22 protein-coding genes and 1 tRNA gene are annotated in these 24,386 nt (G+C 62.1%); 13 read left to right on the forward strand and 10 right to left on the reverse strand.

Annotated elements, in window-relative coordinates; all coding sequences use genetic code 11:
• Window positions 1-395 precede the first annotated feature (395 nt).
• The 4 genes from AVO45_RS08665 (at window position 396) to ribD (ending at window position 2,928) form a co-directional block, all read left to right on the forward strand.
• On the forward strand, window positions 396-788 hold the full coding sequence (locus AVO45_RS08665; RefSeq protein ID WP_240482101.1) for a hypothetical protein: 393 nt from the start codon (window positions 396-398) through the stop codon (window positions 786-788).
• Between the two features lie 38 nt (window positions 789-826).
• Window positions 827-1,240: a secondary thiamine-phosphate synthase enzyme YjbQ gene (locus AVO45_RS08670; RefSeq protein ID WP_068345985.1), complete on the forward strand. Its 414-nt coding sequence runs from the start codon at window positions 827-829 to the stop codon at window positions 1,238-1,240.
• A 120-nt stretch (window positions 1,241-1,360) separates the two neighbouring features.
• Window positions 1,361-1,831 carry a transcriptional regulator NrdR gene (nrdR, locus tag AVO45_RS08675; RefSeq protein ID WP_068345987.1) on the forward strand — a complete coding sequence of 157 codons (471 nt, stop codon included), beginning with the start codon at window positions 1,361-1,363 and terminating at the stop codon, window positions 1,829-1,831.
• On the forward strand, window positions 1,828-2,928 hold the full coding sequence (gene ribD, locus AVO45_RS08680) for a bifunctional diaminohydroxyphosphoribosylaminopyrimidine deaminase/5-amino-6-(5-phosphoribosylamino)uracil reductase RibD (RefSeq protein ID WP_276202401.1): 1,101 nt from the start codon (window positions 1,828-1,830) through the stop codon (window positions 2,926-2,928). The genes nrdR and ribD overlap by 4 nt, the downstream gene beginning before the upstream one ends.
• 14 nt (window positions 2,929-2,942) lie before the next feature.
• On the opposite strand, the gene AVO45_RS08685 is transcribed toward ribD, so the two are convergent.
• The 3 genes from AVO45_RS08685 to AVO45_RS08695 form a co-directional block, all read right to left on the reverse strand.
• On the reverse strand, window positions 2,943-4,943 hold the full coding sequence (locus AVO45_RS08685) for a capsular polysaccharide biosynthesis protein (protein WP_068345990.1): 2,001 nt from the start codon (window positions 4,941-4,943) through the stop codon (window positions 2,943-2,945).
• 4 nt (window positions 4,944-4,947) lie between these two features.
• The gene (locus AVO45_RS08690; RefSeq protein ID WP_068345993.1) at window positions 4,948-6,081 is read right to left on the reverse strand and encodes a polysaccharide biosynthesis/export family protein; all 1,134 of its coding nucleotides are present in this window, start codon (window positions 6,079-6,081) and stop codon (window positions 4,948-4,950) included.
• Window positions 6,082-6,178: 97 nt separating this feature from the next.
• Window positions 6,179-7,489, reverse strand: coding sequence for a capsule biosynthesis protein (locus AVO45_RS08695; RefSeq protein WP_068345994.1), 1,311 nt, complete (start codon window positions 7,487-7,489; stop codon window positions 6,179-6,181).
• 134 nt (window positions 7,490-7,623) lie between these two features.
• On the opposite strand from AVO45_RS08695, the gene AVO45_RS08700 reads away from it, so the two are divergent.
• Complete coding sequence (locus tag AVO45_RS08700) at window positions 7,624-8,211, forward strand: riboflavin synthase (RefSeq protein WP_068345996.1); 588 nt, start codon at window positions 7,624-7,626, stop codon at window positions 8,209-8,211.
• Here the strand turns inward: AVO45_RS08700 and AVO45_RS08705 are convergent.
• The gene (locus AVO45_RS08705) at window positions 8,208-9,275 is read right to left on the reverse strand and encodes a phosphatase PAP2 family protein (protein WP_068345997.1); all 1,068 of its coding nucleotides are present in this window, start codon (window positions 9,273-9,275) and stop codon (window positions 8,208-8,210) included. The two genes, AVO45_RS08700 and AVO45_RS08705, sit on opposite strands and share 4 nt — an antisense overlap.
• Window positions 9,276-9,407: 132 nt before the next feature.
• Window positions 9,408-10,460 (reverse strand): proline racemase family protein, encoded by a 1,053-nt coding sequence (locus AVO45_RS08710; RefSeq protein ID WP_068346686.1) that lies wholly within the window; start codon window positions 10,458-10,460, stop codon window positions 9,408-9,410.
• Window positions 10,461-10,602: 142 nt separating this feature from the next.
• Between AVO45_RS08710 and ribB the strand changes: the two genes are divergently transcribed.
• The 5 genes from ribB to AVO45_RS08735 all read left to right on the forward strand — a co-directional run bounded on the left by ribB (window position 10,603) and on the right by AVO45_RS08735 (window position 13,904).
• Window positions 10,603-11,724: a 3,4-dihydroxy-2-butanone-4-phosphate synthase gene (ribB, locus tag AVO45_RS08715; protein WP_068345999.1), complete on the forward strand. Its 1,122-nt coding sequence runs from the start codon at window positions 10,603-10,605 to the stop codon at window positions 11,722-11,724.
• Between the two features lie 2 nt (window positions 11,725-11,726).
• Window positions 11,727-12,278 (forward strand): 6,7-dimethyl-8-ribityllumazine synthase, encoded by a 552-nt coding sequence (locus tag AVO45_RS08720; protein WP_068346688.1) that lies wholly within the window; start codon window positions 11,727-11,729, stop codon window positions 12,276-12,278.
• The gene (gene nusB / locus AVO45_RS08725; RefSeq protein ID WP_068346001.1) at window positions 12,275-12,757 is read left to right on the forward strand and encodes a transcription antitermination factor NusB; all 483 of its coding nucleotides are present in this window, start codon (window positions 12,275-12,277) and stop codon (window positions 12,755-12,757) included. The genes AVO45_RS08720 and nusB overlap by 4 nt, the downstream gene beginning before the upstream one ends.
• Before the next feature lie 71 nt (window positions 12,758-12,828).
• Window positions 12,829-13,134: a hypothetical protein gene (locus tag AVO45_RS08730; RefSeq protein WP_068346003.1), complete on the forward strand. Its 306-nt coding sequence runs from the start codon at window positions 12,829-12,831 to the stop codon at window positions 13,132-13,134.
• Between the two features lie 338 nt (window positions 13,135-13,472).
• A complete protein-coding gene (locus tag AVO45_RS08735) occupies window positions 13,473-13,904 on the forward strand; it encodes an MmcB family DNA repair protein (RefSeq protein ID WP_068346005.1) in 432 nt (143 codons plus the stop codon).
• Between the two features lie 2 nt (window positions 13,905-13,906).
• Here AVO45_RS08735 and AVO45_RS08740 read toward each other — a convergent pair whose 3' ends face one another.
• Window positions 13,907-14,095 (reverse strand): DUF6324 family protein, encoded by a 189-nt coding sequence (locus AVO45_RS08740; protein ID WP_068346007.1) that lies wholly within the window; start codon window positions 14,093-14,095, stop codon window positions 13,907-13,909.
• Window positions 14,096-14,338: 243 nt separating this feature from the next.
• Between AVO45_RS08740 and AVO45_RS08745 the strand changes: the two genes are divergently transcribed.
• A tRNA-His gene (locus tag AVO45_RS08745) sits at window positions 14,339-14,415 on the forward strand.
• Window positions 14,416-14,555: 140 nt separating this feature from the next.
• On the opposite strand, the gene AVO45_RS08750 is transcribed toward AVO45_RS08745, so the two are convergent.
• The 4 genes from AVO45_RS08750 to AVO45_RS19560 form a co-directional block, all read right to left on the reverse strand.
• A complete protein-coding gene (locus tag AVO45_RS08750) occupies window positions 14,556-15,896 on the reverse strand; it encodes an HlyD family type I secretion periplasmic adaptor subunit (RefSeq protein ID WP_068346009.1) in 1,341 nt (446 codons plus the stop codon).
• A complete protein-coding gene (locus tag AVO45_RS08755) occupies window positions 15,893-17,998 on the reverse strand; it encodes a type I secretion system permease/ATPase (protein WP_420819930.1) in 2,106 nt (701 codons plus the stop codon). Before AVO45_RS08755 ends, AVO45_RS08750 begins: the two co-directional genes overlap by 4 nt.
• Window positions 17,999-18,107: 109 nt before the next feature.
• Window positions 18,108-20,144, reverse strand: a complete 2,037-nt coding sequence (locus AVO45_RS08760; protein ID WP_068346014.1) for a hypothetical protein — start codon at window positions 20,142-20,144, stop codon at window positions 18,108-18,110.
• Window positions 20,145-20,249: 105 nt separating this feature from the next.
• Window positions 20,250-22,487, reverse strand: coding sequence for a hypothetical protein (locus tag AVO45_RS19560; RefSeq protein ID WP_068346017.1), 2,238 nt, complete (start codon window positions 22,485-22,487; stop codon window positions 20,250-20,252).
• Between the two features lie 645 nt (window positions 22,488-23,132).
• Between AVO45_RS19560 and AVO45_RS08770 the strand changes: the two genes are divergently transcribed.
• Entirely contained in the window at window positions 23,133-23,894 is a 762-nt protein-coding gene (locus AVO45_RS08770; protein WP_068346019.1) for a helix-turn-helix transcriptional regulator, read from the forward strand.
• Complete coding sequence (locus AVO45_RS08775) at window positions 23,887-24,384, forward strand: hypothetical protein (RefSeq protein WP_068346021.1); 498 nt, start codon at window positions 23,887-23,889, stop codon at window positions 24,382-24,384. The genes AVO45_RS08770 and AVO45_RS08775 overlap by 8 nt, the downstream gene beginning before the upstream one ends.
• Window positions 24,385-24,386: the final 2 nt, after the last annotated feature.

A 24,386-nucleotide genomic window follows, 5' to 3' on the forward strand; every position in this document is an offset into this window, starting at 1 on the left:
GTGTGCCATTCACGTTGGCTCGGCGAATTTGGCGTGTTTTCGCAACAACCCGGCATCCCCTCGAATGAACGCGCAGTCCCGCGCGGTTACATGGCGGTCTGTGCCGGGTTGTTCCCCCAGGGGATGGGGCGAGCCGGGATAATCGCGCGCAAGACGAGATCCCAGGCTCCCCGGCACTCCACCATCAGTTTTCTGAACCTGCGGCAATTGAAACGCTGCGCGCCGGGCACGGGCCCGTTTGCCGGGATCGCGAAGTTACACAATGCCGTATGGTTGGTGAATTCAGGCTCGCGACAATGTCCGAAATGGGTATGATGTGTTCCGGTATCGGAATATCAGCGGATCGGTCTAGGCTGCACGCAGCAACAGGGAAAACTTCCAATATGAAGCGAACAATGAGAGTCCTTGCGCTGATTGCCACCGCAACGAGCTTTGTTTCGATGGCCGGCGCGGCCCCGAACGGATTTCGGGCGGAAGCCATAAACAGCACAGATTTCGAGGTCATTCCGCGGTCCCGAAACGATATCAGCGGCTACTGGTGCGCCGCGGCGGATTTCGCCCGGCGAAAGCTGGGGGCAGGGTGGACGCAACCTATTTATGTCCTGCGTGGTTTCGGGCCGAGCGTGACAACCGGGCGCAAGACGGCGGTTCAGTTCACGTTGGATCCGGGGGCCGCAGGGCTGGTTCCATCGGACCAGGGATGGATCCGAAGCGGCCTGAAGCCCGGCGACAGCATGTCCGTGCAACGGGCACAGGGGTTCTGTGAACCGGTTCCGGTCCGGCCCTGAGTGCAGTTCCGCAAGACACTGAGGGTGGGCGACAGGTCATGCAGACGGAGTTTCAGATTTCCACGCGGGGGCAGGGCCTTTACGAGTTCACGTCGCAGGTGCGCGGCTGGCTGGGCGACACCCGCGCGGATGGGCTGTTGACACTGTTTGTCAGGCATACGTCCTGCTCGCTCCTCATCCAGGAAAATGCCGACCCCGAGGTGCAGACGGACTTGCAGGCCTTCTTCGAGCGTCTCGTGCCACCGTCGGATCACCCTGAGATGTCCTATCTGCGGCACACCTACGAAGGGCCCGACGACATGCCGGCCCATATCAAGGCCGCCATGATGCCGGTGTCTCTGTCGATCCCGGTATCGGGCGGGGTGCTGGCCTTGGGCACATGGCAGGGGATTTACCTGTTCGAGCACAGGCGCGCCCCGCATATCCGCAGGGTCGCAGCGCATCTTGGATAGCCCCATTATTTAGGGGTGTGAATTTCCTTCTACCCAAACTCTAGCGGCTGTCCTATAGTTGTGGATAAGTGGGCCACAACACTCACAAAAAGAGGCGTTCAAGGGACGAGGAGACGGCGGATGCGCTGCCCGTTTTGCGGAAACATCGACACTCAGGTTAAGGATTCACGCCCGGCAGAGGACCATGTGGCGATCCGGCGGCGGCGTTTCTGCCCGGCATGTGGTGGCCGCTTTACCACTTACGAGCGGGTGCAGCTGCGCGACCTGGTGGTGATCAAGTCGAACGGCAAGCGCGAGGACTTCGACCGCGACAAGTTGGAGCGTTCGATCCGGATTTCCATGCAGAAACGGCCGATTGATCCCGAGCGGATCGACCAGATGATCTCGGGCATCGTCCGGCGCTTGGAAAGCATGGGCGAGACCGACATCCCCTCGAGCAAGATCGGCGAAATCGTCATGGAGGCGCTGGCGCGGATTGACACCGTGGCCTATGTTCGCTTTGCCAGCGTGTACAAGAATTTCCAGGCGGCCGACGATTTCGAGGAGTTCGTCCACGAGTTGCGACCGCCGCAGCCATCGACCGACGAGTGAGCGATTCAGACACCCGATACATGGCGTTGGCCCTGTCGCTGGGCCGACGCGGGCAGGGCACGTGCTGGCCGAACCCGGCGGTGGGATGTGTCATCGTGCGTGACGGCCGCATCGTCGGGCGTGGCTGGACACAGCCGGGCGGGCGTCCGCACGGGGAAACGCAGGCTCTGGCGCAGGCCGGCGAGGCGGCCCGGGGGGCGACGGCCTATGTCTCGCTTGAACCCTGCGCGCATCACGGCAAGACGCCGCCCTGCGCCGAGGCGCTGATCGCGGCTGGCGTGGCGCGTGTCGTCTGCGCGGTCGAGGACAGCGATCCGCGCGTGGCCGGGCAGGGCATTGCCATGCTGCGGGACGCAGGCGTCGAGGTGACGACGGGTGTTCTGCGGGACCAGGCGGCGCGCGATCACGCCGGGTTCTTCATGAAGACCGAACAGGGCCGCCCGCTGGTGACGCTCAAACTGGCCAGCAGCTTTGACGGCCGCATCGCCACGGCAACCGGGCAGAGCAAGTGGATCACCGGCCCCCAGGCGCGCCGTGTCGTCCATGCCATGCGCGCACGCCATGACGCGGTGCTGGTGGGGGGCGGAACGGCGCGGGCCGACGATCCGTCTCTGACCGTCAGGGACATCGGGGTCGAACATCAGCCGGTGCGCGTCGTCGTTTCACGCTATCTGGACCTGCCGCTGATGGGGCAGCTGGCCCGGACGGCCAAGGACAGCCCCGTCTGGCTGTGCCATGGCCCCGGCGCCGATGTCGAACGCGCCCGGGCGTGGGAAGGTCTGGGCGCGCGCCTCATCCCCTGCGCCGTTCACGGCGTGCAGATCGACACCACGGATCTGCTCCAGCAGCTTGGGAACGCGGGGTTGACGCGCGTGTTCTGCGAAGGCGGTTCGGCGTTGGCGGCCTCGTTGCTGGCCGACGATCTGGTCGATGAGCTTGTCGGGTTTTCCGCCGGCATCGCGATCGGCGCGGAAGGGTTGCCTGCGATCGGGGTTCTGGGCCTGAGCCGGCTCGAAGAAGCGCCCCGGTTCGAACTGGTTGAAACGCGCGCCGTGGGGCCGGATATCCTGCACCGGTGGGCCCGCCCTCTGCGGTAGCCGGCCGCGGGGAGTCAGCGCCAGAGATGCGCGTGGGTGGCCAAGACACCCTGAGCTTTCGCCAACAGCCGGTTGAGAAACCCGGTCTGGGCAGGCAGCCCCGCTTCCAGCCGATCCACGGCGACCTCAACCGGGCAGGGAAAGCCGGTTACCGGATCCAGATAGCGGGGATAGTCGATCAAGGCGGCATGGACGAGGCTCAGGAGCGAGGGGCGCGCGCCGCGTCGTGCCGGGACGACGCCCAGATCGGTCGTCAGCCCCCATCCCGCGTAGAACGGCGCGCCAAGCGTGGTGACGGGAACCCCCCGCATCAACGCCTCGAAGCCGATCAGCGAAGTCATCGTCCAGACCTCGTGCACCTGCGCCAGCAGCATGGCAGGGTCCGTGTTCGTGGCCACGACGTCGGCGAGACCGCCAGTGTCGATTGCCCCGTCCCGCAGCCCGGCTTCGACATCGGGATGGGGCTTGTAGATGATCACGGCATCGGGGTTCGCTTCGCGTGTTTTGCGCAGCAACTCCAGATTGGTCCTGACCTCTCCGGCGCCCTTGATGATCGAGGCGTCATCTTCGACCTGTCCGGGCACAAGGATGCGGTGTCCCTCGGGAAGCGTGGGAAGCGGCCCGCCGACATTGTATTTGCTCAGCCCCGCGCTGATCAGGCGTGCCACCAGCCGTTCCGCACGCAATTTCTGGTCCGGGCGCAGGGTTTCGCGCAAGGCAATCAGCGATTCCAGCCGGCTGGGCCGGGTCGGATCGTAGTAGATGCCCAGATCGTCGGTCACCAGCGACAGCGGCGGCACCAGGTCCGCGCCAAGGCCGCGTGACCGCAGGAACCCGTCCTCGACCCTGGTGATTCCATCCTCGGATCCAGCCTGCCCCGCCCAGACCATGTGGGGTCGCGCACCCGACAGATCGGGCTTGTCGGTGAAGCGGATTTTCTTCTGCTGCCCGAACATCCTCTGAAGGTGCGGGCGCTTCCACAGGCGCATACCCGAGGCGGTCCATCCCCTGTGATCCTCGCGCCAAGCCCGGGTCTGAGCCTCGAGCGTATCCAGCACCGTTTCGAGTTCACACAACTCGTCGCGATAGGGGTCATACCAGGTCGGGTAGAGCAGCATCGCCGCCCCGAACAGCTGCGCGCGGGTCAGGTTTCGCTGCCGGCGGGGCAGAGGGTTTTCGTCCTGCGTCAGCCCCCAGCCTGCATAGAATGGCTGGCCGAATACCCGTGGCTTGTGTCCGGCCAGTATGGCTTCGAAGCCGAACTGCGAGGACAGGGTGTAAACCGCAATGGCCCCTTCGAGCAGTTGCCACGGGCTGACCGGCTGATCCACGAGGGCCACGCGCTCGGACGTATCGGCCTGCGAGAAATAGCCGGCGCGATACCCGGCGGCCGTTTCCGGGTGGGACTTGATCAGGACGCGCGCGCCGGGGTTTTCCTCCTGCGCCAGAACGAGCATCTCGCGGAACAGCGCCTCGTTTCCTCCGCTGGCCAGCACCGAGGCATCATCGCGGGCCTGATCGACGACCAGAACATAGCCGGGCTCGGGCGGGGCTATGTCGGGGTCGAAGGCGGAATACTTGCTCAGCTGCAACTCTCGCATCCGCTCCATCGCTCCGCGCGCCCGGTTCAGCAGCGCGGTATCGTCCAAGGGGTGCGAGGTCAGCAACTGTTCCAGATCCGAGGGCGTTCGGGGGTCGAAATGCAGGCCGGAACGGTCCAGCAACAAACCCAGTGGCGGGTCGCCGCTGCGCCCCAGGTGCAGCGAGCGCAGAAAGGCGTCTTCGACACGCAGCAGCGGGACGTTTCGGTCTGCCGCAATGCGAATGCCGCGATGTGCGGTCGGGCTGTTGCCCCAGATACCGACCATATCGCCCGGACCCGGCAGGCCAAGCCGAACGTCATAGCCACTCAGCGACAGGATGCGGCGAACACGCCGCTGTGTCAGGAACCCTCCGTTGAAAACGAAAAGCCGAGAGCGTTCACTCTCGGCCTCATTGGTTTCGTCAGGGGGCATGTCCTCAGCCGCCTGTCAGGGTTGCCACATTGGCAAAGGGCGTCAGGCCGCCCGAGACCAGCGAGATGGTTTTCGTCCATTGCGAGTAGGGCGCTTCGGTCACATAGATCGTGTCATCGTCTCGGATCACGAAGTCGCGCGCCACGAACAGCCCGTTGGGGCTGGTCAGGTTCAGCACATAGACCATGCGCTGTTCGCCCTGCAATTCGGGCCGTCCCAGAACCTGTCTGGCAATGTCCTGACGTTCGTCGCGCAGAATGAAGATACCGGTCGGGTCGGACGACAGCGAGAGCAACCCGCCGACCTGCGCAAGCGCCTCGAGCGCCGAGAGGTCCTGACTTTCGAAGGCGACGCGGGCCTGGCTGCCGGTCGCGCCGAGCGCGGTATAGGAGCGGGTGTCTTTTTCGACCAAAATCCGGTCGCCACCCCGCAAGGCGATGTCGAGGCCGGGGTTTCTGAACAGATCCTGATACCACACCATGCCCCTCTGATCGCCGCGGATCACGGTCACCTGGGCAATTTCCGGGGCCACCGCGACCCCGCCGGCCTTTGCCAGCATGTTCGACAGGGTCCGCGTCGGGCGCTCGATCGGATAGACGCCGGGTGCGCCGACGGCGCCGGTCAGGGATACGGTCGCGCCGTCACCGGCAATGCGCCGAACCTGAACCTGCGGGTCCGGTGTCTGTTCCTCCAACTTGGCGGTGATCAGTTCCCTGAGTTGCTCGGGCGTGTTGCCTGACGCGCGCACGCGACCGGCATAGGGGACGAAGATGTAGCCTTCGCTGTCGACCTGCACCTCTTCCAGCGTTGTCGCGTTCCCGGTTTCGCCAGCCAGCAGACCGTCATCCACGTTTTCCCAGATCGTCAGCCCCAGCACGTCGCCCGGACGGACGGAATCAGAGGTCAGGTTGGCCGCACTGCGGAACGAAGACGAAAACCCCAATGCCGGGCTTACCGCGGTGGCCCGTGCGACCCGGTCATCGACGGCCACCACGAAAGCATCGCCGCCACTTTCAACAGAGCCGGCGAGAATCTCGCTCTTGTTCGGGCCGGATTTCGGCAGCTGACACGCTGCCGCGATGCTGCATAAGACGACAAGGGCGACCCGTTTCGCCCAACGCGCAGAGTAGGATTTCACCGCCGAGGTTCCTCAACCATTGTTCTTGCTGCTACGGATTCTATCGGCAATCTATCGGCTTCGTTCTTCAACATCCAGCCTCGGGCCCGCGGGAATGTCACTTGACCACCCGCAACTGGGGCTTTGGGAGCGATTGTCCGGCTTCAAGCGCCTCATAGGGATCTTTCTGGCTCAGAATCTTGTCAGCGACCCGCCGCAACAGCTGCCGTCTGCCTCTGTGGGAGTAATATCCCCCGGGTATCTGGCTGGTTTCGAGAAGATATCTGCGATAGGCGCGATAGGCAGCGCCATCGGGGCGTTGGGGCCGGTCAAAAAACTGGTCGATCGGTTGCGTCGAGACAATCTCGGGCTTGTCATAGACCGATCGGCCGAAGACCCTGAGCGGGATGCCGCGCCAGAGCGCCTGCTGGCCGGCGGTGGAGTTGATCGTTACTGCCGAGCGGGCGTCGTCCAGCAGCGCCGCGAGCTTGCCGCCGGGTATATAGTGCGTCCGATCACAGATCCCGTGCAGCCGGGCCAGCCGGCGTGCCTCGCGGCGCAGAGCCGTGCCCTGGCTTTCCAGGGGGTGCTCCTTGATGACCAGGTGATGATGGCGGGGGGCGCCCTTGGCGAAGCCTCTGAAAACCTGATCCAGAAACCCGCTCGCGCAGTCAAAGTCAGAATGGCTCTGCACCGAGCTGTCATGCGCCAGTTGCATCAGGACAAGATGATAGGGAGCGCCGCTCCGGTGAAGCCGGGCCGTGGCCCAGATGCGTTCCAGCCGATGTGCGGGCATCAGCAGAAGGCGCCGGAAATGCTGGCGGAATTCCTGCGCGACAGTCAGAGCGCGATGCGGGCGGAAGTTTCGATACTTGCGGTTCGCGAACATCACGAACCAGTGGTAAACCGCGCCGTAGAAGATGTGTTCGCGCATGTCGCCCCAATGGGCCGGGGGCGGTGGCGCTTCGGCGTCTGAATGGGTCAGCGCCTTGCGCATGTCGTCGATGTCCATGCTCATCAGGCGCGAGTTGCCGTTCGAACCACCCCTCTCATATGTGATCCACCACGGGCGCAGGTAGCCTTCTTCGAAGACGTGAATCTGCAATCCCCGGTTTCTGGCGATTTCCACCGCGGTGGCGTGAACGGGCCGGGTGTCGCCGTAAAGGATGACGTCGGTCACGCCAAGCTGGTCCAGCAGCTTCTGAAATGTTGCGGGCCAGTCCTCTGGGCGGCCGAAATAGGGGATATAGCTGCGTCGATCGAACCAGAAGGCACGGTCACCCGCGTTGAACCCGACACGCCAGACAGCGGCGCCGGTCTTGCGCAACATGCGGCCCAAGGAATGAAAGAACGGGCCGTGAGGGCCTTGCAGGAAAAGAAAGACGCGAGTCTCGGCCGAGCTGGCAGGTGTCGGGTTGTTCCGGTTCATGGTGTGCGGCTCGGCCTCTCTTCGCTCAACGAAATTTATGGACGCCTCACCTCTTGCTGGCAAGGCAGGGCTTGCCGGGGCGCGCTCATATCGTTACCTCGGCACCTGAGGCTAGGTCCAAGAGGGTTACCAAGATGTTTACTGGGATCATCTCCGATATCGGCACCGTGATCGAACTGGAGCAGAAGGGTGATCTTCGCGCCCGTATCCGGACGGGTTACGACACCGGCACCATCGACATCGGCGCATCCATCGCCAGCGATGGCGTATGCCTGACGGTGATCGCTCTGGGCGAGGACTGGTATGACGTTCAGATCAGCGCCGAAACCGTGTCCAAGACGAATCTGGGCGACTGGAAGGTTGGCAAGCGCGTGAACCTCGAACGGGCGCTGAAGGTCGGTGACGAGTTGGGCGGTCACATCGTCTCGGGGCACGTGGACGGCGTTGCCGAGGTGGTTTCTGTCGTTGACGAGGGCGACAGCACCCGTGTCACCCTGCGCGCGCCAAAGGACCTGGCGAAGTTCATTGCGCCCAAGGGATCGGTGGCGTTGAACGGCACTTCGCTGACGGTGAACGATGTCGAGGGCTGCGAGTTCGGAATCAACTTCATCCCCCACACCAAAGAGGCGACCACCTGGGGCGAGGTCGCCGTCGGTGACCGGGTGAACCTGGAAATAGACACGCTGGCCCGTTACGTGGCGCGCCTGGCCGACTGGAGTTAGTACGAGGGGTCGGAAAACCTTTTGGCGAGCGTTTTGGCGAACCACCAGCAGATGCCGGCGATCACGATGGAAAAGTAGCCGTCGACCGCATAGTGCCACCCAAGATGCACCGATCCGATCAGGATCGAGCCCGCGAAAACGGCCATTGCCCAACCCAATACACGGGAATAGCTGAAGGCGAAGAGGGCCAAGAGCACACTTGTGGCCACATGCATGCTGGGCATTGCGGAAATACCCCGGACCGGGCCGTCCGCCCTGTAGTTGTCCAGCAGGATCTGTTGTACCTCAAGCGACCAGACCGGGCTGATTTCGTTCAACTCCGCCAGCTTCTGCATTTGCGCGGCAAAAGTGTCCCCAAATCCGAAGGCCTGATAATACACGGGGCCGGCGGAAGAAAACAGCGTTGCCAGAACGGTGCCTCCGACGATCCAGGTCAGCGAGAAGGCCACCAGAAACGCCATTGATCTCTCGGGATCGCGCCGATCGAAGGCGGCGACGAACACGGCAACGTAAAGCAGGATGAACCACGCGTGATAGGCCGCGTTCAGCACCGTGGTGAAAAGCGGAGTCCCGAATACCGGCCAGAGCAACGTCCACGCGTCCACCCCGCCGTGCAGGAAACGGTCAAGCTCGGCGAATTGCGGATCCCACGAGAACGGCTGAAAGCTGGGTATCAGGTCTTTGAAAAAGGTGAAGGTGGCCGCCATGAAGCCGACGGCCATGAAGCACAGCGTGCCATCGACCAGGTTCATCGAATTCAGCACGGCTCCGCGCAGGTCGGCGAGCAGCCAGTGGATGGGCTTCTCGGGCTTTACGGACGTCGCCGCGTAGATGAACCGCCAGATTATCCAGATCGTCGCAAAGGAAATCAGCATCAGCTTGAAGATGTCGAGGATGCCGAGAAGAACCGGAACCGTGCCGGACCAGAACGAAACATTCTTGGCGAGGCTCACCCCCACTCCGGCCAGGACGTACAGCGCCACAATCGACAGGAAAAGCCGGTTCCGCCAGAATATGGCTCCCAGCAAGGATCGCTGGGCGGGAAGCTCGATCTGCATGGTCATGGCAGGTGTCTGTTCTCCGGATCACATTCGAGAGGACTCGGAAGGGACTGTGCTGCTGCAGTTTGACCGTTCATGGACGCCATTCGGGTATTTTTGCGGCGCGCAATTGAGCGGGTGCGGCCGGCCCGCGCCTTACCACATGTCGCCGACGGTATAGCCCGACGGGAAGGGATCGGTTGGATCAAGTGTCCAGTTGGCGGTTCCGTGGATCCAGCCCTGCCCGGACAGGGTCGGCACGATGGCGGGGTAGGGGCCGACCGTGGTCGTCTCGACGATGCGCCCGGTGAAGGTGGTGCCCAGCGGGCCGGCGTTCACATAGTTCTCGCCCACGCCCAGCAGACCCCGCGCGTGCAGAACCGCCATCTTGGCGCAGGTGCCGGTGCCGCAGGGGGAACGGTCCAGAATGCCCGAGGCATCCTGCGGTCTGGCCGGATCGAACGGGCCGGTCGAAAGGGTGATCGCGCCGCGCCCATGCGTGCCTTCGCCGACCGGCGCGCCCCAGAGATTGGTGATCGTCGGCCCGGTGATCGCGGGGTTGTCGGGGTGTGACACGGGAAGTTGCTCGGCCGTCGCGTGGCGGATCGCCTCGGAGACCCGGACGATCTCGGCCCCGTTTCCGGCGTCCAGCGACACGCCCAGCTTTTCGGCCTCGGCCAGAACGAAGAACATCCCGCCCCAGGCCACGTCCACGGTGACCGTGCCCAGCCCCGCAACCTCGACCGGCGCATCGAGGTGCACGGCAAAGGCGGGGACATTGCGGAACTCGACCCGCGTGACCTTGCCGTCGCTGCATTCCGCCCGAACGCGGATCAGGCCCGCCGGGGCTTCGAGTGTCAGTTCGGTGACCGGTTCGACCATCGGCAGGATGCCGGTTTCCAGCAGCACCGTGACCACGCAGATCGTGTTCGAGCCCGACATCGGCGGGTATTCCGTCTGCTCCATGATGATGAAGCCGGCATCCGCCGAAGGATCGCAGGGCGGCACCAGCGCGTTGCAGCACAGGCCGGGATTGCCGCGCGGCTCGCGCAGCATCAACAGGCGGACCTCGTCCAGGTTTTCCTGCATCCACTGCATCTTTTCGAACACCGAATTGCCCGGCATGTGGGGCAGACCGCCGGTGATGACGCGACCGGGCTCTCCCTCGGCATGGGCTTCGACGGCAGTGATCATGCGGGACAGGCGCATATCGTCCTCCTTGTTCCTCCGCCGCACGCTAGCGCCCGTGGCAACGCCGCGTCCAGTCCCCTCGATGCCGTTTGCGGTCTGGTCTTTGCGGCCCGGGTGGTCTATCCCGCCATGCAAGACATGCTCTGCGAAAGGCTGCCCCATGAGCTTTGAGACCCCCGGCCCGGTCGAGGCCCAGTTGCGCGATGCGATCAGCCCGATCGAGGAGATCATCGAAGAGGCCCGTCAGGGCCGGATGTACATCCTTGTCGACCACGAGGATCGCGAGAACGAGGGTGACCTGTGCATCGCCGCCGAGTTCGCCGATGCCGACGCGATCAACTTCATGGCCACCCATGGACGCGGGCTGATCTGCCTGCCGATGACGGCCGAGCGGATCGACCGTCTGGGCCTGCCGATGATGGCGGTGAACAACTCGTCGCGGCACGAGACGGCCTTTACCGTCTCGATCGAGGCGCGCGAGGGCGTCAGCACCGGCATTTCCGCCGCCGACCGGGCGCTGACCATCGCGACCGCCATCAACGAACAGAACACGATGGCGCATCTGGCCACGCCCGGCCATGTCTTTCCGCTGCGCGCCAAGCGGGGCGGGGTGCTGGTCCGGGCCGGCCATACCGAGGCCGCGGTCGACATCTCGCGGCTCGCGGGGCTGAACCCCTCGGGCGTGATCTGCGAAATCATGAAGCCGGACGGAACCATGGCGCGACTGCCCGATCTGGTCGACTTCGCCAAGGAACATGGGCTCAAGATCGGCACGATCAGCGACCTGATCGCCTATCGCTCGCGCAACGACAACTTGGTGGTCGAAACCTCGCGCGAGGTCGTCACCTCGGAATACGGCGGTGAATGGGAACTGCGCCTCTTTACCGACCAGACCCACGGCATCGAGCATGTGGTGATGATCAAGGGCGACATCACCACGCCCGAGCCGGTTCTGACCCGCACCCACGCGCTGCACGAGGCGTCGGACGTTCTGGGCATCGGCCCGAAATCCCCGCACGAGCTGCCCCGCGCGATGGAGAAGATCGCGGAAGAAGGCCGCGGTGTCGTGTGCCTGTTCCGGCAGCCGCGGAACTCTCTGTATGCCAGCGACGACGAAGGGCCCCGGACCATCAAGCAAACCGGTCTTGGGGCGCAGATCCTGTCCAAGATGGGGCTGCATGAACTCATCCTGCTGACCGATTCCCCCGAAACCAAGTATCTGGGTCTGGACGCCTTCGGGCTGTCCATCGTCGGGACCCGACCGATCCTGAAGGACGAATGATCATGGCCGGACAAGAAAGCCACTACATCCTGCCGCGCCCCGAATTCGACAAGCCGGTCAAGCTGTTGATCGTCGTGGCGCCGTATTACAAGGACATTGCCGACAACCTGGTTGCCGGCGCCAAGGCCGAGATCGAAGCCGTGGGCGGCAGCTGGGAAATCGTCGAGGTGCCTGGTGCATTGGAAGTGCCGACCGCGATCGCCATGGCCGATCGCCAATGCAACTTTGACGGCTACGTCGCGCTGGGCTGTGTCATCCGGGGCGAGACCACCCATTACGATACGGTCTGCAACGACTCCAGCCGGGCGATCCAGTTGATGGGGCTGCAGGGGCTTTGCATCGGCAACGGCATCCTGACCGTCGAAAACCGCAGACAGGCCGAAGTGCGCGCGGATCCGGCCGATCAGAACAAAGGCGGCGGCGCGGCGGCTGCGGCCTTGCATCTGATCGCACTCAGACGTAAGTGGGGCGCTTCGAAAGAGGGCGTCGGGTTCAAGCCGCCGTCCGAGTCCATCCTCGTGGCGGGCGACAGCAACGGATCAACGACAGCATGACCCAGACAGACACGCCGAAACCGGCCAACCGGAAACGCCTGATGAAATCCGCCGCGCGGCTTTACGCCGTGCAGGCGCTGTTCCAGATGGAGCAGTCGGGCCAGACGACCGAGCAGGTGGTCAACGAGTTTCTGGATCACCGGTTCGGCGCGGTCTACGAGGGCGAGGAAATGCTGGAGGGCGACATCTCGCTGTTCCGCAAGCTGGTGGATGACGCGGTCAACTACCAGGCGCCGATCGACCAGATGACCGACCGGGCGCTGGTTGCGAAATGGCCGATCGCGCGAATCGACCCGACGCTGCGCGCAACGTTCCGCGCCGCGGGGGCAGAATTGACGCAAGGCGATACGCCCCCCAAGGTGGTCATCAACGAGTTCGTCGATATTTCACGCGCCTTCTTTCCCGAAGGCAAGGAGCCGAAATTCGTCAACGCCGTTCTGGATCACATGGCGCGCGAGGCCCGGCCCGAGGCGTTCTGATTTTCCGTCCGGGTGCTTTACCTGAGTTTGATATGCGCTAAACTGAATGTCAGAGCGCAAGGAGACTCACCATGCCCAAACTGATCCGCCTTTACATCACCCAGGTTGCCATCGGATTTGCCGTCGCGGCCGTGTTCGTGGGATTGCTGCTTGCTCTGAACGTGGCCAACCTGCGGCATCTGATAACCGGGTCCGATAGCGGATTGATCGCGCTGGGCATGATCTGGTTCATGAACGGCATCGTTTTCGCCGGTGTTCAGTTTGCCTGGGCCATCATGAACATGGCGGAAAAGCCGAAGGGTCCGCGCGGGGGAGCACCCGTGGCGCATGGCCTCAAGCCTGCACCGGTCAAGCAGGAAGCGCGTGCGCAGCGCTGATATCCTGAAAATCTGGATGGGAGAAGTGGCGGGACCGCCGGTCAACCGTGGGGCGTTGATTCCCGAGGACCTGCATGTACAGGTGGGCGCCAGGTAATCAGGCCAGGACCTGAACAGAGCCAGCTCCCTCGGAAATGGTTAAGGCCACCGGAATGCTGCCTGACACGAGAAGGGCAGAACCCGCCACACGCCTAATTAGGGGGGGCGGACGGTTTGCACAAGGGGGAAGGCGAAAACTGTATCCCGCATCGCCCTGCCCAGTGGCCCGCGCGAGCGGTCAGGGTGTGAGGCACGGACGCGCCCTTGATTTTTGTTCACTTATTGTTCACATTTTGCCCATGACCTTGGAACTGCAGCCCGGACAGAGACTCGCGCGTGGGGTGGCCCGTCATCTGGCCAGTCATGGCTTTGTTTCCGTTGAGGAATTCGTGCCCACGCGCGGTCTGCGGGTCGATGTGATGGGGCTGGGGCCGAAAGGCGAACTCTGGGTGATCGAGTGCAAGTCGAGCCGCGCCGACTATCAGGCGGATTCGAAATGGCAGGGATACCTTGATTGGTGCGATCGGTTCTTCTGGGCGGTGGACACCGAGTTTCCGACCGATCTGTTGCCGGTGGAGACCGGTCTGATCATCGCAGACGCCTATGATGCCGAGATCATCCGCATGGCGCCCGAGGTCAAACTGGCGCCGGCGCGGCGCAAGAAGATGGTCCAGAAATTTGCAATGGATGCCGCGCGCAGGCTCAGGGCGCTGCGCGATCCGAGGCTTTGACGTCAGCCCTTGAGGCTGCGGGCGGCCTGCGCAGCGGCACGGATTTCTTCGGCGATCTCGTCGGCCTCTTCGGGGTCGAAATCCATCGGGATTTCTATGCCGTCCGCTTCGATGAAGAGGCGCACCATGCCCTTGTCGGTCGGGCCGATCTGCAGATTCGCTTCGATGTCGCGCTCGGTATTGATGCCCATGTCACCCTCCGGAATGAGCGTTCCTGCTAACCTGCAAATGCTTGAGAATCAAGCGCCCCACATATTCTTTCGGTGACTGAAGACCATGTTGGGGGTGCGCCTTTGCGGCCGTATGCGGACAATGTTCGACAGTCTGCAAAATGGCTCGAAGCCTTGGGGTTGTCTTGACCCGCGCGGGAGGAAATTTCGTCCATATTCCCCTTGCAATCCCCCGGCGCGTTGGTTACATCGCCCCTCACAAGTGCCGCCTTAGCTCAGTTGGTTAGAGCGCTGGATTGTGGATCCAGAGGTCCCCTGTTCAAGCCAGGGAGGCGGTACCACTCCTAGCCCCCCCGTGAAGTGCGAAAACACCCGTCAAGGCAATGGTCGCGCAGGATTCCATGGCCTATGGGATTTCGCGCTGCGCAGCTTGGCCAAGGGGCCAAGCGCACTGATATTTGGTCGGGGTGATCGCCCGTGTTCAGTTTTCGCGGAACGCGCGGGACATGCTGTCGACGATCGGCTTCGCGATATAGGCGGCGAAGGTTCGCTCTTCGGTCTGGATCATGATCTCGGCCGGCATCCCCGGTGTCGGGATGAACCCGCGGACCCGATCGATTTCGTCGGGCGTCAGGGAAATCCGCGCCAGATAAACCTCTTGCGGAATCCCGGATGTTTCCTCCAGCAGGGCATCCGCCGACACGTAGAAAACCTCGCCATAGAGGACAGGGGTCGTGCGCTGGTTCAGTGCCACCAGCCGCACCGTCGCTTGCTGTCCGGTGACAACGGTGTCGATGTCCGTCCTCGGAATTTGTGCTTCGATGATCAGCGGCGCATCCGCCGGCAGTATCTCCGCGATTGGCTCGCCGGTTTCGATCACGCCGCCGGGGGTGAAGAAGTGCAGGCGGACAACGGTTCCCGCGACGGGGGCTCTGACGACGGCGCGGTCAAGCACACTCCGGGCTTGCAGAGCCTTTTCGCGCACGCTTTCCAGATCCGCCTCGATCAGGCCCAGCTCGTCCAGCGCCGCCTGGCGGTAGGCCGAGCGGGTTCTGGTGATCTGTTCCTGGTATTTCAGCAACATCTGGCTGATTTCGTTGATCTCGGCCTGCAGCCGCGCCAGCTGACCGTCAGCCTCGGCCTGCACCCGCCGGATCGTATTCAGTTCGCCCTTTCGGACCAGCCCCTTTTCAAAGAGTGAGTTCTTGGTTTCGAATTCCTCCTTCAGAATTTCCGACCGCAGCTTCAACGCCTCAAGCTGCCCCGCGAAACCACTTTCCCGGATCTTCAGGGCTTCCATGTTGCGTTCGAGCAGGGCGATGTCGTTCAACAGGGTCTTGCGGGACACTTCGAAAGTCAGTTTCTGGGAATCCAGAATGGAGGCCACCTCGGTGTCCGTTGAAGCAGCGATCAATTCGTCGGAAAATTCGAGCTTGTCCTCCTCGTGATACTCAGCCAGCAGCCGTTCGGCCATGGCCTGCAGGCGGATCTTGCGAATGAACAGTTCGCGCTCGTTGGATTCGGCCGATGTCCGGTCCAGCGTCACCAGTATATCGCCGGCCTGGACAGTCTGGCCTTCGGCGACAAGAATCTTGTCGATGATGCCGCCCTCCAAGTGCTGGACGATCTTGTTGCGACCGGTGGCAACGAAACTGCCCTGCGCGATCACGGCGGCTGCGAGAGGGGCCGTGAACGACCAAACCCCGAAGCCGCCAAAGCAGACGGCCAGCAAGAGCATCCCGATCCAGATCAGGCGATTGATGGAGCGGGGCACATTCGAATACCACAGTGTCGGATCAGTTGATTGGGTCAGATCGGTCATTTCTCTTCACCCCCCTGATTGCCTTTCAGTTCCGGCGGTACCTTGGAACCGTGCAACTGTTGCAGGACCTTGTCGCGTTCACCGAACAGCGCCACGCGCCCGTCGTTGAGCAGCATGATCTTGTCGACGACATTCAGGAGTGTCGGTTTCTGGGTGATCACCACGACGGTGATCTTGTTGGCTTTGGCCTGCTCGATGGCCCGTGCCAGCGCCTTGTCACCGGCCACGTCAAGGTTCGAGTTGGGCTCGTCCAGCACCACCATGCGCGGATTTCCGAAGAAGGCCCGGGCCAGTGCAATCCGTTGCTTCTGGCCGCCCGACAGCGGCGAGCCATCGGCGGCCACGACCGTCTCGTAGCCCTGCGGCAAGGTCGCGATCATGTTGTGCACATCGGCCAGGACAGCGGCATCGTGGATCTGCTCGTCAGTGGCGTCGTCGCGCATCCGGCCGATATTTTCCTTGATGGTGCCGGGGAACAGCTGCACGTCCTGCGGCAGATACCCGATGCTTTCACCGAACTGGCGCGGATCCCAGTTGCGGATGTCCATCAAATCCAGCCGGACGCTGCCCGAAGTGGGCAGGATCGAGCCAACCAGCGTCTTGCCCAGCGTCGTCTTGCCGGCACCGGAATTTCCGATGATCGCAAGCGTTTCGCCAGGGCTGAGCGAGAAGGTTATTCCGTTGAGAACCACGCGTTTTGTCCCGCCTGGAACATAAAGCAGACGCTCCACGTCCAGACGTCCTTCGGGGCGGGGAAGGCGCAGTTTTTCGTATTGCAGTGCAGAATTGGCAAGAAGGTTGCGGATGCGCCCATATGCACCGCGGGACAGAAGGAACGTGTTCCACCCCTCGATGGAGCCCTCGATCGGCGCAAAGGCGCGGCCGGCGATGATGGATGCCGCGATCACCATGCCGCCGGTGATTTCACCCTGCAGAGCCAGGAATGCGCCCCAGCCGAGAATGCCGATCTGGGTGAACAGGCGCACCGTGCGCGAGACTGCGGCAAAGACGATGTTGCGATCCTGTGCCCTGACCTGCCAGGTCAGCGAGGCGGCCGTGTCTCGGCCCCAGATCCGCACGGCCTCGGGGATCATCGCCATGGCATTGATGATCTGGCTGTTTCGGGACATTGAATCGAGGTGCAGGTTTGCCTTGGACTGAGCCTGGTTCGCCTCGGCGAAAGGTTTGGCCGTCATTTTCTGGTTGATCAGCGCGATCGTCATCAAGACCAGCGCCGTCACGACCACGATCATTCCCAGGTCTGGATGTACGAGGAAGATCATCAGAATGAACAAGGGGGCAAAAGGCACGTCAAGGAACGAGATCAGAGTCCCCGACACGAGAAATCCGCGTACCTGCTGCAAGTCACCGAGCGTTTGATACTCGCGCCCCGAGCCGTGCAGCGACGCGTGCGCTGCGGCGCTCAGGATAGGCGCGCCGAGACGCGCGGCAACTTCAACCCCCGTGCGCATCAGCATGAAGCGGCGGATGGCGTCGAACGCGGACTGGAAGGCCACGGCTCCCAGTGCGATGATGGTCAGCATGATCAGCGTGTCCAGAGACCGGCTGGTCAGAACCCGGTCGCTGATCTGAAACAGGTAGACCGGGATCGCCAGAACCAGCAGGTTGGTCGCACAAGTGAGAACCAGCACGAAACCGAGGTTGCGCCTGACCGCCCGCAGGGCGGTTCGCAACAGGTTCTGGAAGTCTTCGGGCGGGGTGCGTCGGTGAAAGGACCGGGGCGGGCCACCGTTGTTGCCGCCGCCGCCACCGGACTTGAGCACCGGCTGGTTGGCCTTGCCTTCGATGGTCGTGCCGACCCGATTTTCGGAACCTGCCCGCGATGGGGGGGACGGTTGAACGGTCTGTTCCAAAAGCTTGTTCGGGTCGGCACGTTCGGCCACAGCCGGTTCGGCGGTGACATTGGCGCCGTCTTGTCCGGCATCGGAGGGACGCCGGTCGGGCGAAACACGATCTTCGTTTTCTCCGCGTGCAACACGAAAGTCAGACGACAGCACCAGCCTGGACGGCTTTGACTTTCCCGGTTCAGAGCCAGCCCAGCTGTTCGCCGGTTTCACCTCTTTCACTGAAGGCTTGCTCAAGTTCGCCTTGTTCGGTTGTTCAAGCGGCTCGTCGAATTGGGGGCGTCGTGACGAATTAACCGTTGCCATATTTGTAACCTTTTAAAAACTCGCATTCGTAACAGAGGCGTCATGCAAGCATGTTTTGCATGCCATCAGCGTCATCAAACTGGTTCATGTCCTTGGCAATGGACTTGTCGAAGCCTTTTCCGTTGTGCGCCGCTTCCGGAAGGAGGTCGTCTTCCATCAGGAAGGCGATGGCCTCGTTCACCAGTTCGTCGCCGCTCTCGGTTTCAGGCGTGTCAATCAGGCTGGCCTGATGCAGCAGCAAATCCGAATAGGTGTCCGAATTCGCCATGACGACGGAATCGACACCGTGTTTGGTGATATTTGCCTTGTTGAGCAGGGCGTTGCTGCTTTTGACGGTATGCAGTCCGCTCTTGCCCGGGCCGATCACCTGCACATCATCCTGATCGGCCAGAATGCCCACCTGTTCGATGATGTTCACCTGCAGCAGGCTGCCGTCGACCTTGAGAACCCGCAACTGCTCGAGCCCGGCAAACATCGGGTCATTCAGCAGCGCCTGCTCCAAGGCCTCCTGGTTCGAGTCCTCTATTGTCAGCATGTCGCTCAGACTTGCGGAAATGCTTTCCTTGCTGTCTTCGCCCAAGGTCTTCAGGCTGGCCTGATTCATCAACAGGTTGCCCTCGTCCGGTGCAGTTGTCGAAGAGGGGCCGGGTGCTTCTTCCTCCTCGTCTTCGACAGCGGCCAGCAGTTCCGGCGCGTCGGTCGAATGGTCGTCGTCATTCAAAACGAGCGTCTGGAAAACCATGTCGACCGAGATCATGTCCTCGCCAATCAGGATCATGTCGTAGTAGCTGCCGACCTCCACGATCTTGTTGCTGTTGACAAGTTCATTGTCGCCGAGCGCGAAATAGCTCGAAGTGGCGGATATCTCCGTGTTGATGTGATCAATATCGGTCGCTTCGGCGACTTGTTTCACGAAGTTGGCGACAAGCAGATCGCCCGTGATCCAGTCGATGTTCGCAAAGGTCGGTTGCGCATCGCCGGTTGGATCCTCTGGCAGCCAGGGCGCGGCGTTGCTCTCGTTCTCGATCTGAGCCGCCTGCACGACCTGCGTTCCGGAGGTGCTTTGCCCCTGGGCCCCCTGATCGCGGTCGGAAACGACGGCCACCTGGCTGATCATGGTGAGTTCCATGAGCTTGCCGCCGAGAGCAATGAAGGGCGCGTCAACCCAGCCGATCGAGATGTCCGTTTCGTTGATCAGAAGGTTGCCACCGGTGATCACGGTGTGGCCTGTCTCGAATTCCAGATCCTCCGATTGGTCCCATTCCTCTGGATAGGCGGATACTTCGTCCTCTGTGCTTTCAGTATCATCTGGCTGGTGGAAAAGCGGTAGGAGCGTCTCCCACTCGGGCATTTCCTCGACATGTTCGCCGTTCACGACCGTGCCGAGCGCATCCTCGCCGTAGAAACGGTGGATCGTGACGCCATCAACCTCTGTGTTGAACTCTGCGCGCATCGCCTCGGCCAGGGCTTCGACGTTGCTGATGGAGAGAAAATGCCCGATGGCCGATACCGGAACCGGCATGGCATGCAGGATCTCTGCCTGCATGTGTGCGGCCACGATCTGTTCGATCATTTCGCCGACATCGCGAAAATCCCCCTGGCCCAGGGTGTCATTGTCGCTCAGGTAAAGATACTGGGCCGTGAAGGTAAAAGCTGAGCCCTGAAATTCATCTACGGGATCGGGGTCCGCTGCCTGGCTGGCATGTGCCGCAATCGCCACCTGCTGGACGTCAACGTCACCGCCGCCCTGCTGTTCGACCACTTCGGTCTGTTCGTTGCCAAGCGGAGCCTGCGACGGGGGCAGGCTTTCATCGGGCAGGGAAACCTGCGGAGCTATCGGGGCGTCCTCGGAAGGGGCCTCCTGAAGCTCATGGGGCAGTGGCTTGTACTCGCCCGATTTCAGCTCAAGATCCGAATTGATATCTATCTTCGTCGGGTCCGCCAGCTTGTCCAGTTCTGCCTGCCGCCTGAGTGCCGTGAACTCCTCGTATTGTTCGCGAAGCCTGGCTTGTTCATTCGTCAGGTCAAATACGCCGATAAAATGAGCAATCGTCTCTGTAATCTTGTCGAGCGCCATGATGGTGTTCCTTGCCGCCCAGGCCGATGCCGGATGTAGGGCATCGGGAATGAAGGGTGTCCCAGGGCCAAGAATTTGGCCCTGGGTGCTGCGAATTGGGCGTTCTTAGACGTCGGTGTCGTCGCTTGCGTAGGACGAGGTCATCGAACCGCCAACCATGGTCGTGTCGACGTTGTTGCCGAGAACATTGGCACCCATCACGATCGACTGGTTGAAGGCCGAGGTGTCGACCACTGCGGCTGCCGAGGCGTAGGACTCGCCAGTGACGATGCCGTCGCCACCGTTGTTCGCGCCCCATGCGCCGCCGTTGCCGCCGGCTCCGCCGTCGCCCGAATAGGCACCAGCAGAATCGCCGCCGTCGGTCGCGCCGCCGTAGGTGTCACCGGACATGGCATCGGCCATCGAATAGCCGGAGGTTCCGCCCATCGACGTGCCGCCTTCGCCGCCGCCGCCGCCGCCGCCGCCTGCTTGGCCGCTGGCCTCGCCCGATCCGGCCGAGGTGGCGTCATTGTCGGCGCTCTGGGTGCCGCCGTAGCCGGCGATGGCTTCGGCAAGGCTGTCGGCCGTTCCGTCGGTGTCCGCGGTTGCAAAGACATCCGCGCCGCCGCCGCCGCCGCCGCCGCTCATCACGTCGGCATTGCCCGCGCCGCTGCCTGCGGAGTCGGCCGTCGAAGTGCCGGTCCCGCCGTCTCCGGCGCGGCCTTCATTCCCCGAATCTGCAGTGCCGGTGCCGTTTGCCGTGCCATTGGCGTTGTTGGCGCCGCCGTTGCCGGCGATGGTGTCAGCGTCCACAGCTGCATTGGCTGTGCCGTTGACGTCACCGGGGGCCTGGTTGACATTCGGGCCATCGCCCGTGGACTGGTCGCCTACGCCCTGGGCATCGGCGTTGCTTGCCGCGTTGCCCGCGCCGTCGCCGCCATTTCCGTCGCCCGCGTCAAGGGTATTGCCGCCGGCTGTGTCGGCTTCCGCGTCGCCCTTGTTTTCATTGTCATCTTCGGCGTCGCCGGTGATTTCCTGATACAGCGCGGCAACCGCAGCCTCGACGAGACCTGCAAAGCCGCCTTCACCGTTGCCGCCATCGCCGTCAGCATCGCTGTCGGAATCGCTGTCGGCATCGCCGTCGGCATCGTTGCTGCCGGCAGTGGCGTCGTTGGCTTCGGTGTCGGCTTCGCTGCGGTTGTCGGCCGCGCCGTCAGCCTGCGAGTCGGCATCGCCGCCATTCGCGCCTCTGGCCGACGAGTCGTTGTCGGCATCACCATCGCCGTCGGCGTCGGAATCCTGGTCGTTGTCACCGCCGTCCGCGCGGCTGCCCGCGCCGGAAAGTGACAATCCAAGGCCAGCGCCCAGGCCATGAGAGTCGGCATAGCCGCCGTCACCGGCCTCGCCATGGGCGTCGGAAGTGCTGTCGCCAGTGTTGTCGCTGTCAGCGTCGCTGTCAGCGTCGCCGCCGTTGGCGCCGTCGTTGTCGCCATCTGCGTCCGCTTCCGACCGGCCTTCGGCATCGACATCGTTGTCGGCGTCGCCGCCGTCACCGCCGCGGCCGCCGGAATCCCATGCGTCCGCGTCACCGGTCTCGCCGCTGTCGGCGTCGGCATCGCCCCCGTAGGTTTTTCCGCCATCTGCTGCACCGCCATAGCTGGTGCCGCCCTGGCCGGATTCACCACCGTCGTTCCGCGTGCTGATGCCTTCATCCGCATCCGCATCGCCGCCGGATGCATCACCCTTCTGGTAGAATTCACCGGAGTTTGACACCGAAGCGCCGTTGAGCACGTCGTTGTCGGTCAGGCTGGCGATCTGGCTGTTGATGGACGACAGGTCGTTGCCCGGACCATCCAAGGAGATGTCCAGGTCCATGTCGTCGCCGGGATCGTAGTTCAGGTCGTTTCCAGCAGTGATGACATCGCCGATTTCAGCATCGTCATCCATGTCGATGTCCACCTGATCGTCGTCACGCGGAATCCACTCGCCGCCACCAAAGTCGATGTTGACGTTGTTGGTGTTGGCGTTGGCGTTGCTGTCGTCGCCGCCATTGGTGTTTTGTTGCTGCTGGTTCTGGGCCTGGTCCTGACGTTGGTCCTGATCCTGATCCTGGTCCTGATCCTGATCGTTCTCGTTGTCAACGTCTGTCGACTGAGCCTGATCCTGATCCTGCTGCTGAGAATCCGACGTGTCGACGCGGTTGTCGACGTCCTGATCCTGCTCTTGCTGCTGAGCGTTCACGTCCGCTTCGACGTACGCTTCCTCGACGTTGACGTCCGTATCGAAGCTTGCTTCGAGGGATTCAACTTCCACTTCATCGATCACAATGGTCGTTTGAGAGGGATTGTGTCCGTTTCTTCTCATGGTAAATATCCGATCGTTAGACGCCGGACTGCCAGTCATCTCCAAGGCAGAATTCGGCGAGTTTCATATCGATTGATTGTTGATTGCAGTCTGCAGGCCATATCCGGCGGCCTGAACTCGTACTGCTGTGCTAGAATTAAGGCTGCTCCGTGCGTCACCTCCTTTCGCTCAAATCAATTTGGCGTGTGCTGGCCTGGTGCTGAAAAATGCAGTCGGCATCACGCAGGTCTGAAAATACGTTTCCCAATGAAACCAGAGTATCGTTGCAGTTGGGGGTCGGCATGCCTAGCTGATCAAAAGGTTTGGTTCCTGCAATGGCTTGAAAGAAAAGGAATAAGTCGCACAAGCGAAGGGCGTGCTGGAGGCGGGTTGCCCAAAAAATGCCGCAAAATCACCAAATAACGGCCTCGATTTGCTTGACCTGAACTATTGGTCAGGAGACGGCCTCGCCGGGCTTAAACCCTAAACAAATGGTTAAGAAATGGGTTTAGACCCGCCTCAATCTGTTGATCGGTGAGGAACTTTCGGATACCCTGAGCGTCGGAATATTTTTCTGTCTGGCACTTGGCCCCGCGTTTTGGGTGCGAAAGTTTTTCAATTGTTGGCGGTCTTTCCGCCGTTGTGTATCTTAGTTGGAGGAGTGTTATGAACCTCCCGGTTGCGAGTGAAGTATCTGATCAATTCCGCGAAGCAGAAGGCATCTCGATGCTTTTCCTGGGAAAGGAATTGTTCTTCTCAAATCAGACCCTGAGAAGCGTTCAGTCTGAATTTGGAGTTCTTGTCCGTCGTCAGGAAAATCTGGACCGCGCGTTGCATGTCTTTGGCGGCAACGTCCCGTCGCTGCGGGTGTTGGTCGTGGACCAACTGCTTGCGGAAGATCTCTTGCGCAGGCCGGAGCTGTATCTGGAAGTTGCCGGATCGGGGCGCATCGCCTTTGCCTATCGAAAGGAGGATGTGGCCCGGTCGCTGTTTGCGCGGTGGGACCGGCGGGAATATGGGGATATCGGCTATCTGCCGATGAATGTGACACCGGATGTCTGGCGTTCGATCCTGCGTCTGCTGCTGCATGATGAACTTTTCCTCCCGACCATTTTGGTCGATCCGAAAGAATCGGCTGACGGCGGCTCTGCCGGGCAAGAACAGTCCGGAGGAGGGGGGGGCAAAACCGAACCTGACCGCAAAGCGCTTTTCGAGAAGCTGACCCGCCGGGAGAAGCAGGTTCTGAGCCTTGTGTCAAAAGGCGAAAGCAACAAGGTCATTGCGTCGAGACTCGGCATTACCGAGCATACCGTCAAACTTCACATGCACAATGTCGTCGGAAAGCTCGGGGTCAGCAACCGGACGGCCGCAGCTCATTTCTTTTTCGAGGCGGCGCCGTCCGACGCGCGTCAAACGCGTCATGGATAGCGCGGCAGATCCCAGCTTCGACCGCCTGATCCTGCTGGTCGGGCGGTTGAACTACATGTGGACCAATACCGAAAGTCTTTTGATCCATCTGATCGCCGGGCTGACAGGGACGACCAAGGATGTCGCGGTCATCATATTCCTGACGCTGAACACGACGCGCGCCCGGGTCGATCTGGTGGAGCGGCTTGCAAAAATGGATGGGCGCGACCCCAAGGTGCGCGACCTCATCCTGGAGCAGACACAGCGTTTGATCAGGCTGTCAGGGGTCCGAAACAAGTACAACCATTGCATCTACTCGTTCGATTCTGACAGCGGCACTCCGAAAACGATCCTGATGCGCATCGCAGACCGGAAGACGGGCATCAAGCTGGGGCGCACGGATACGGTCGATGACGAAGCGATGGAGAAGATCGAGGACGTGCTGTCACAACTGAATCTGGCAAACCGGGAGATATGGCAGTTGATCGGTCAGCTAGGATATCCTCTCTGAAT

The organism is Ruegeria marisrubri (assembly GCF_001507595.1).
Lineage (GTDB): Bacteria > Pseudomonadota > Alphaproteobacteria > Rhodobacterales > Rhodobacteraceae > Ruegeria > Ruegeria marisrubri.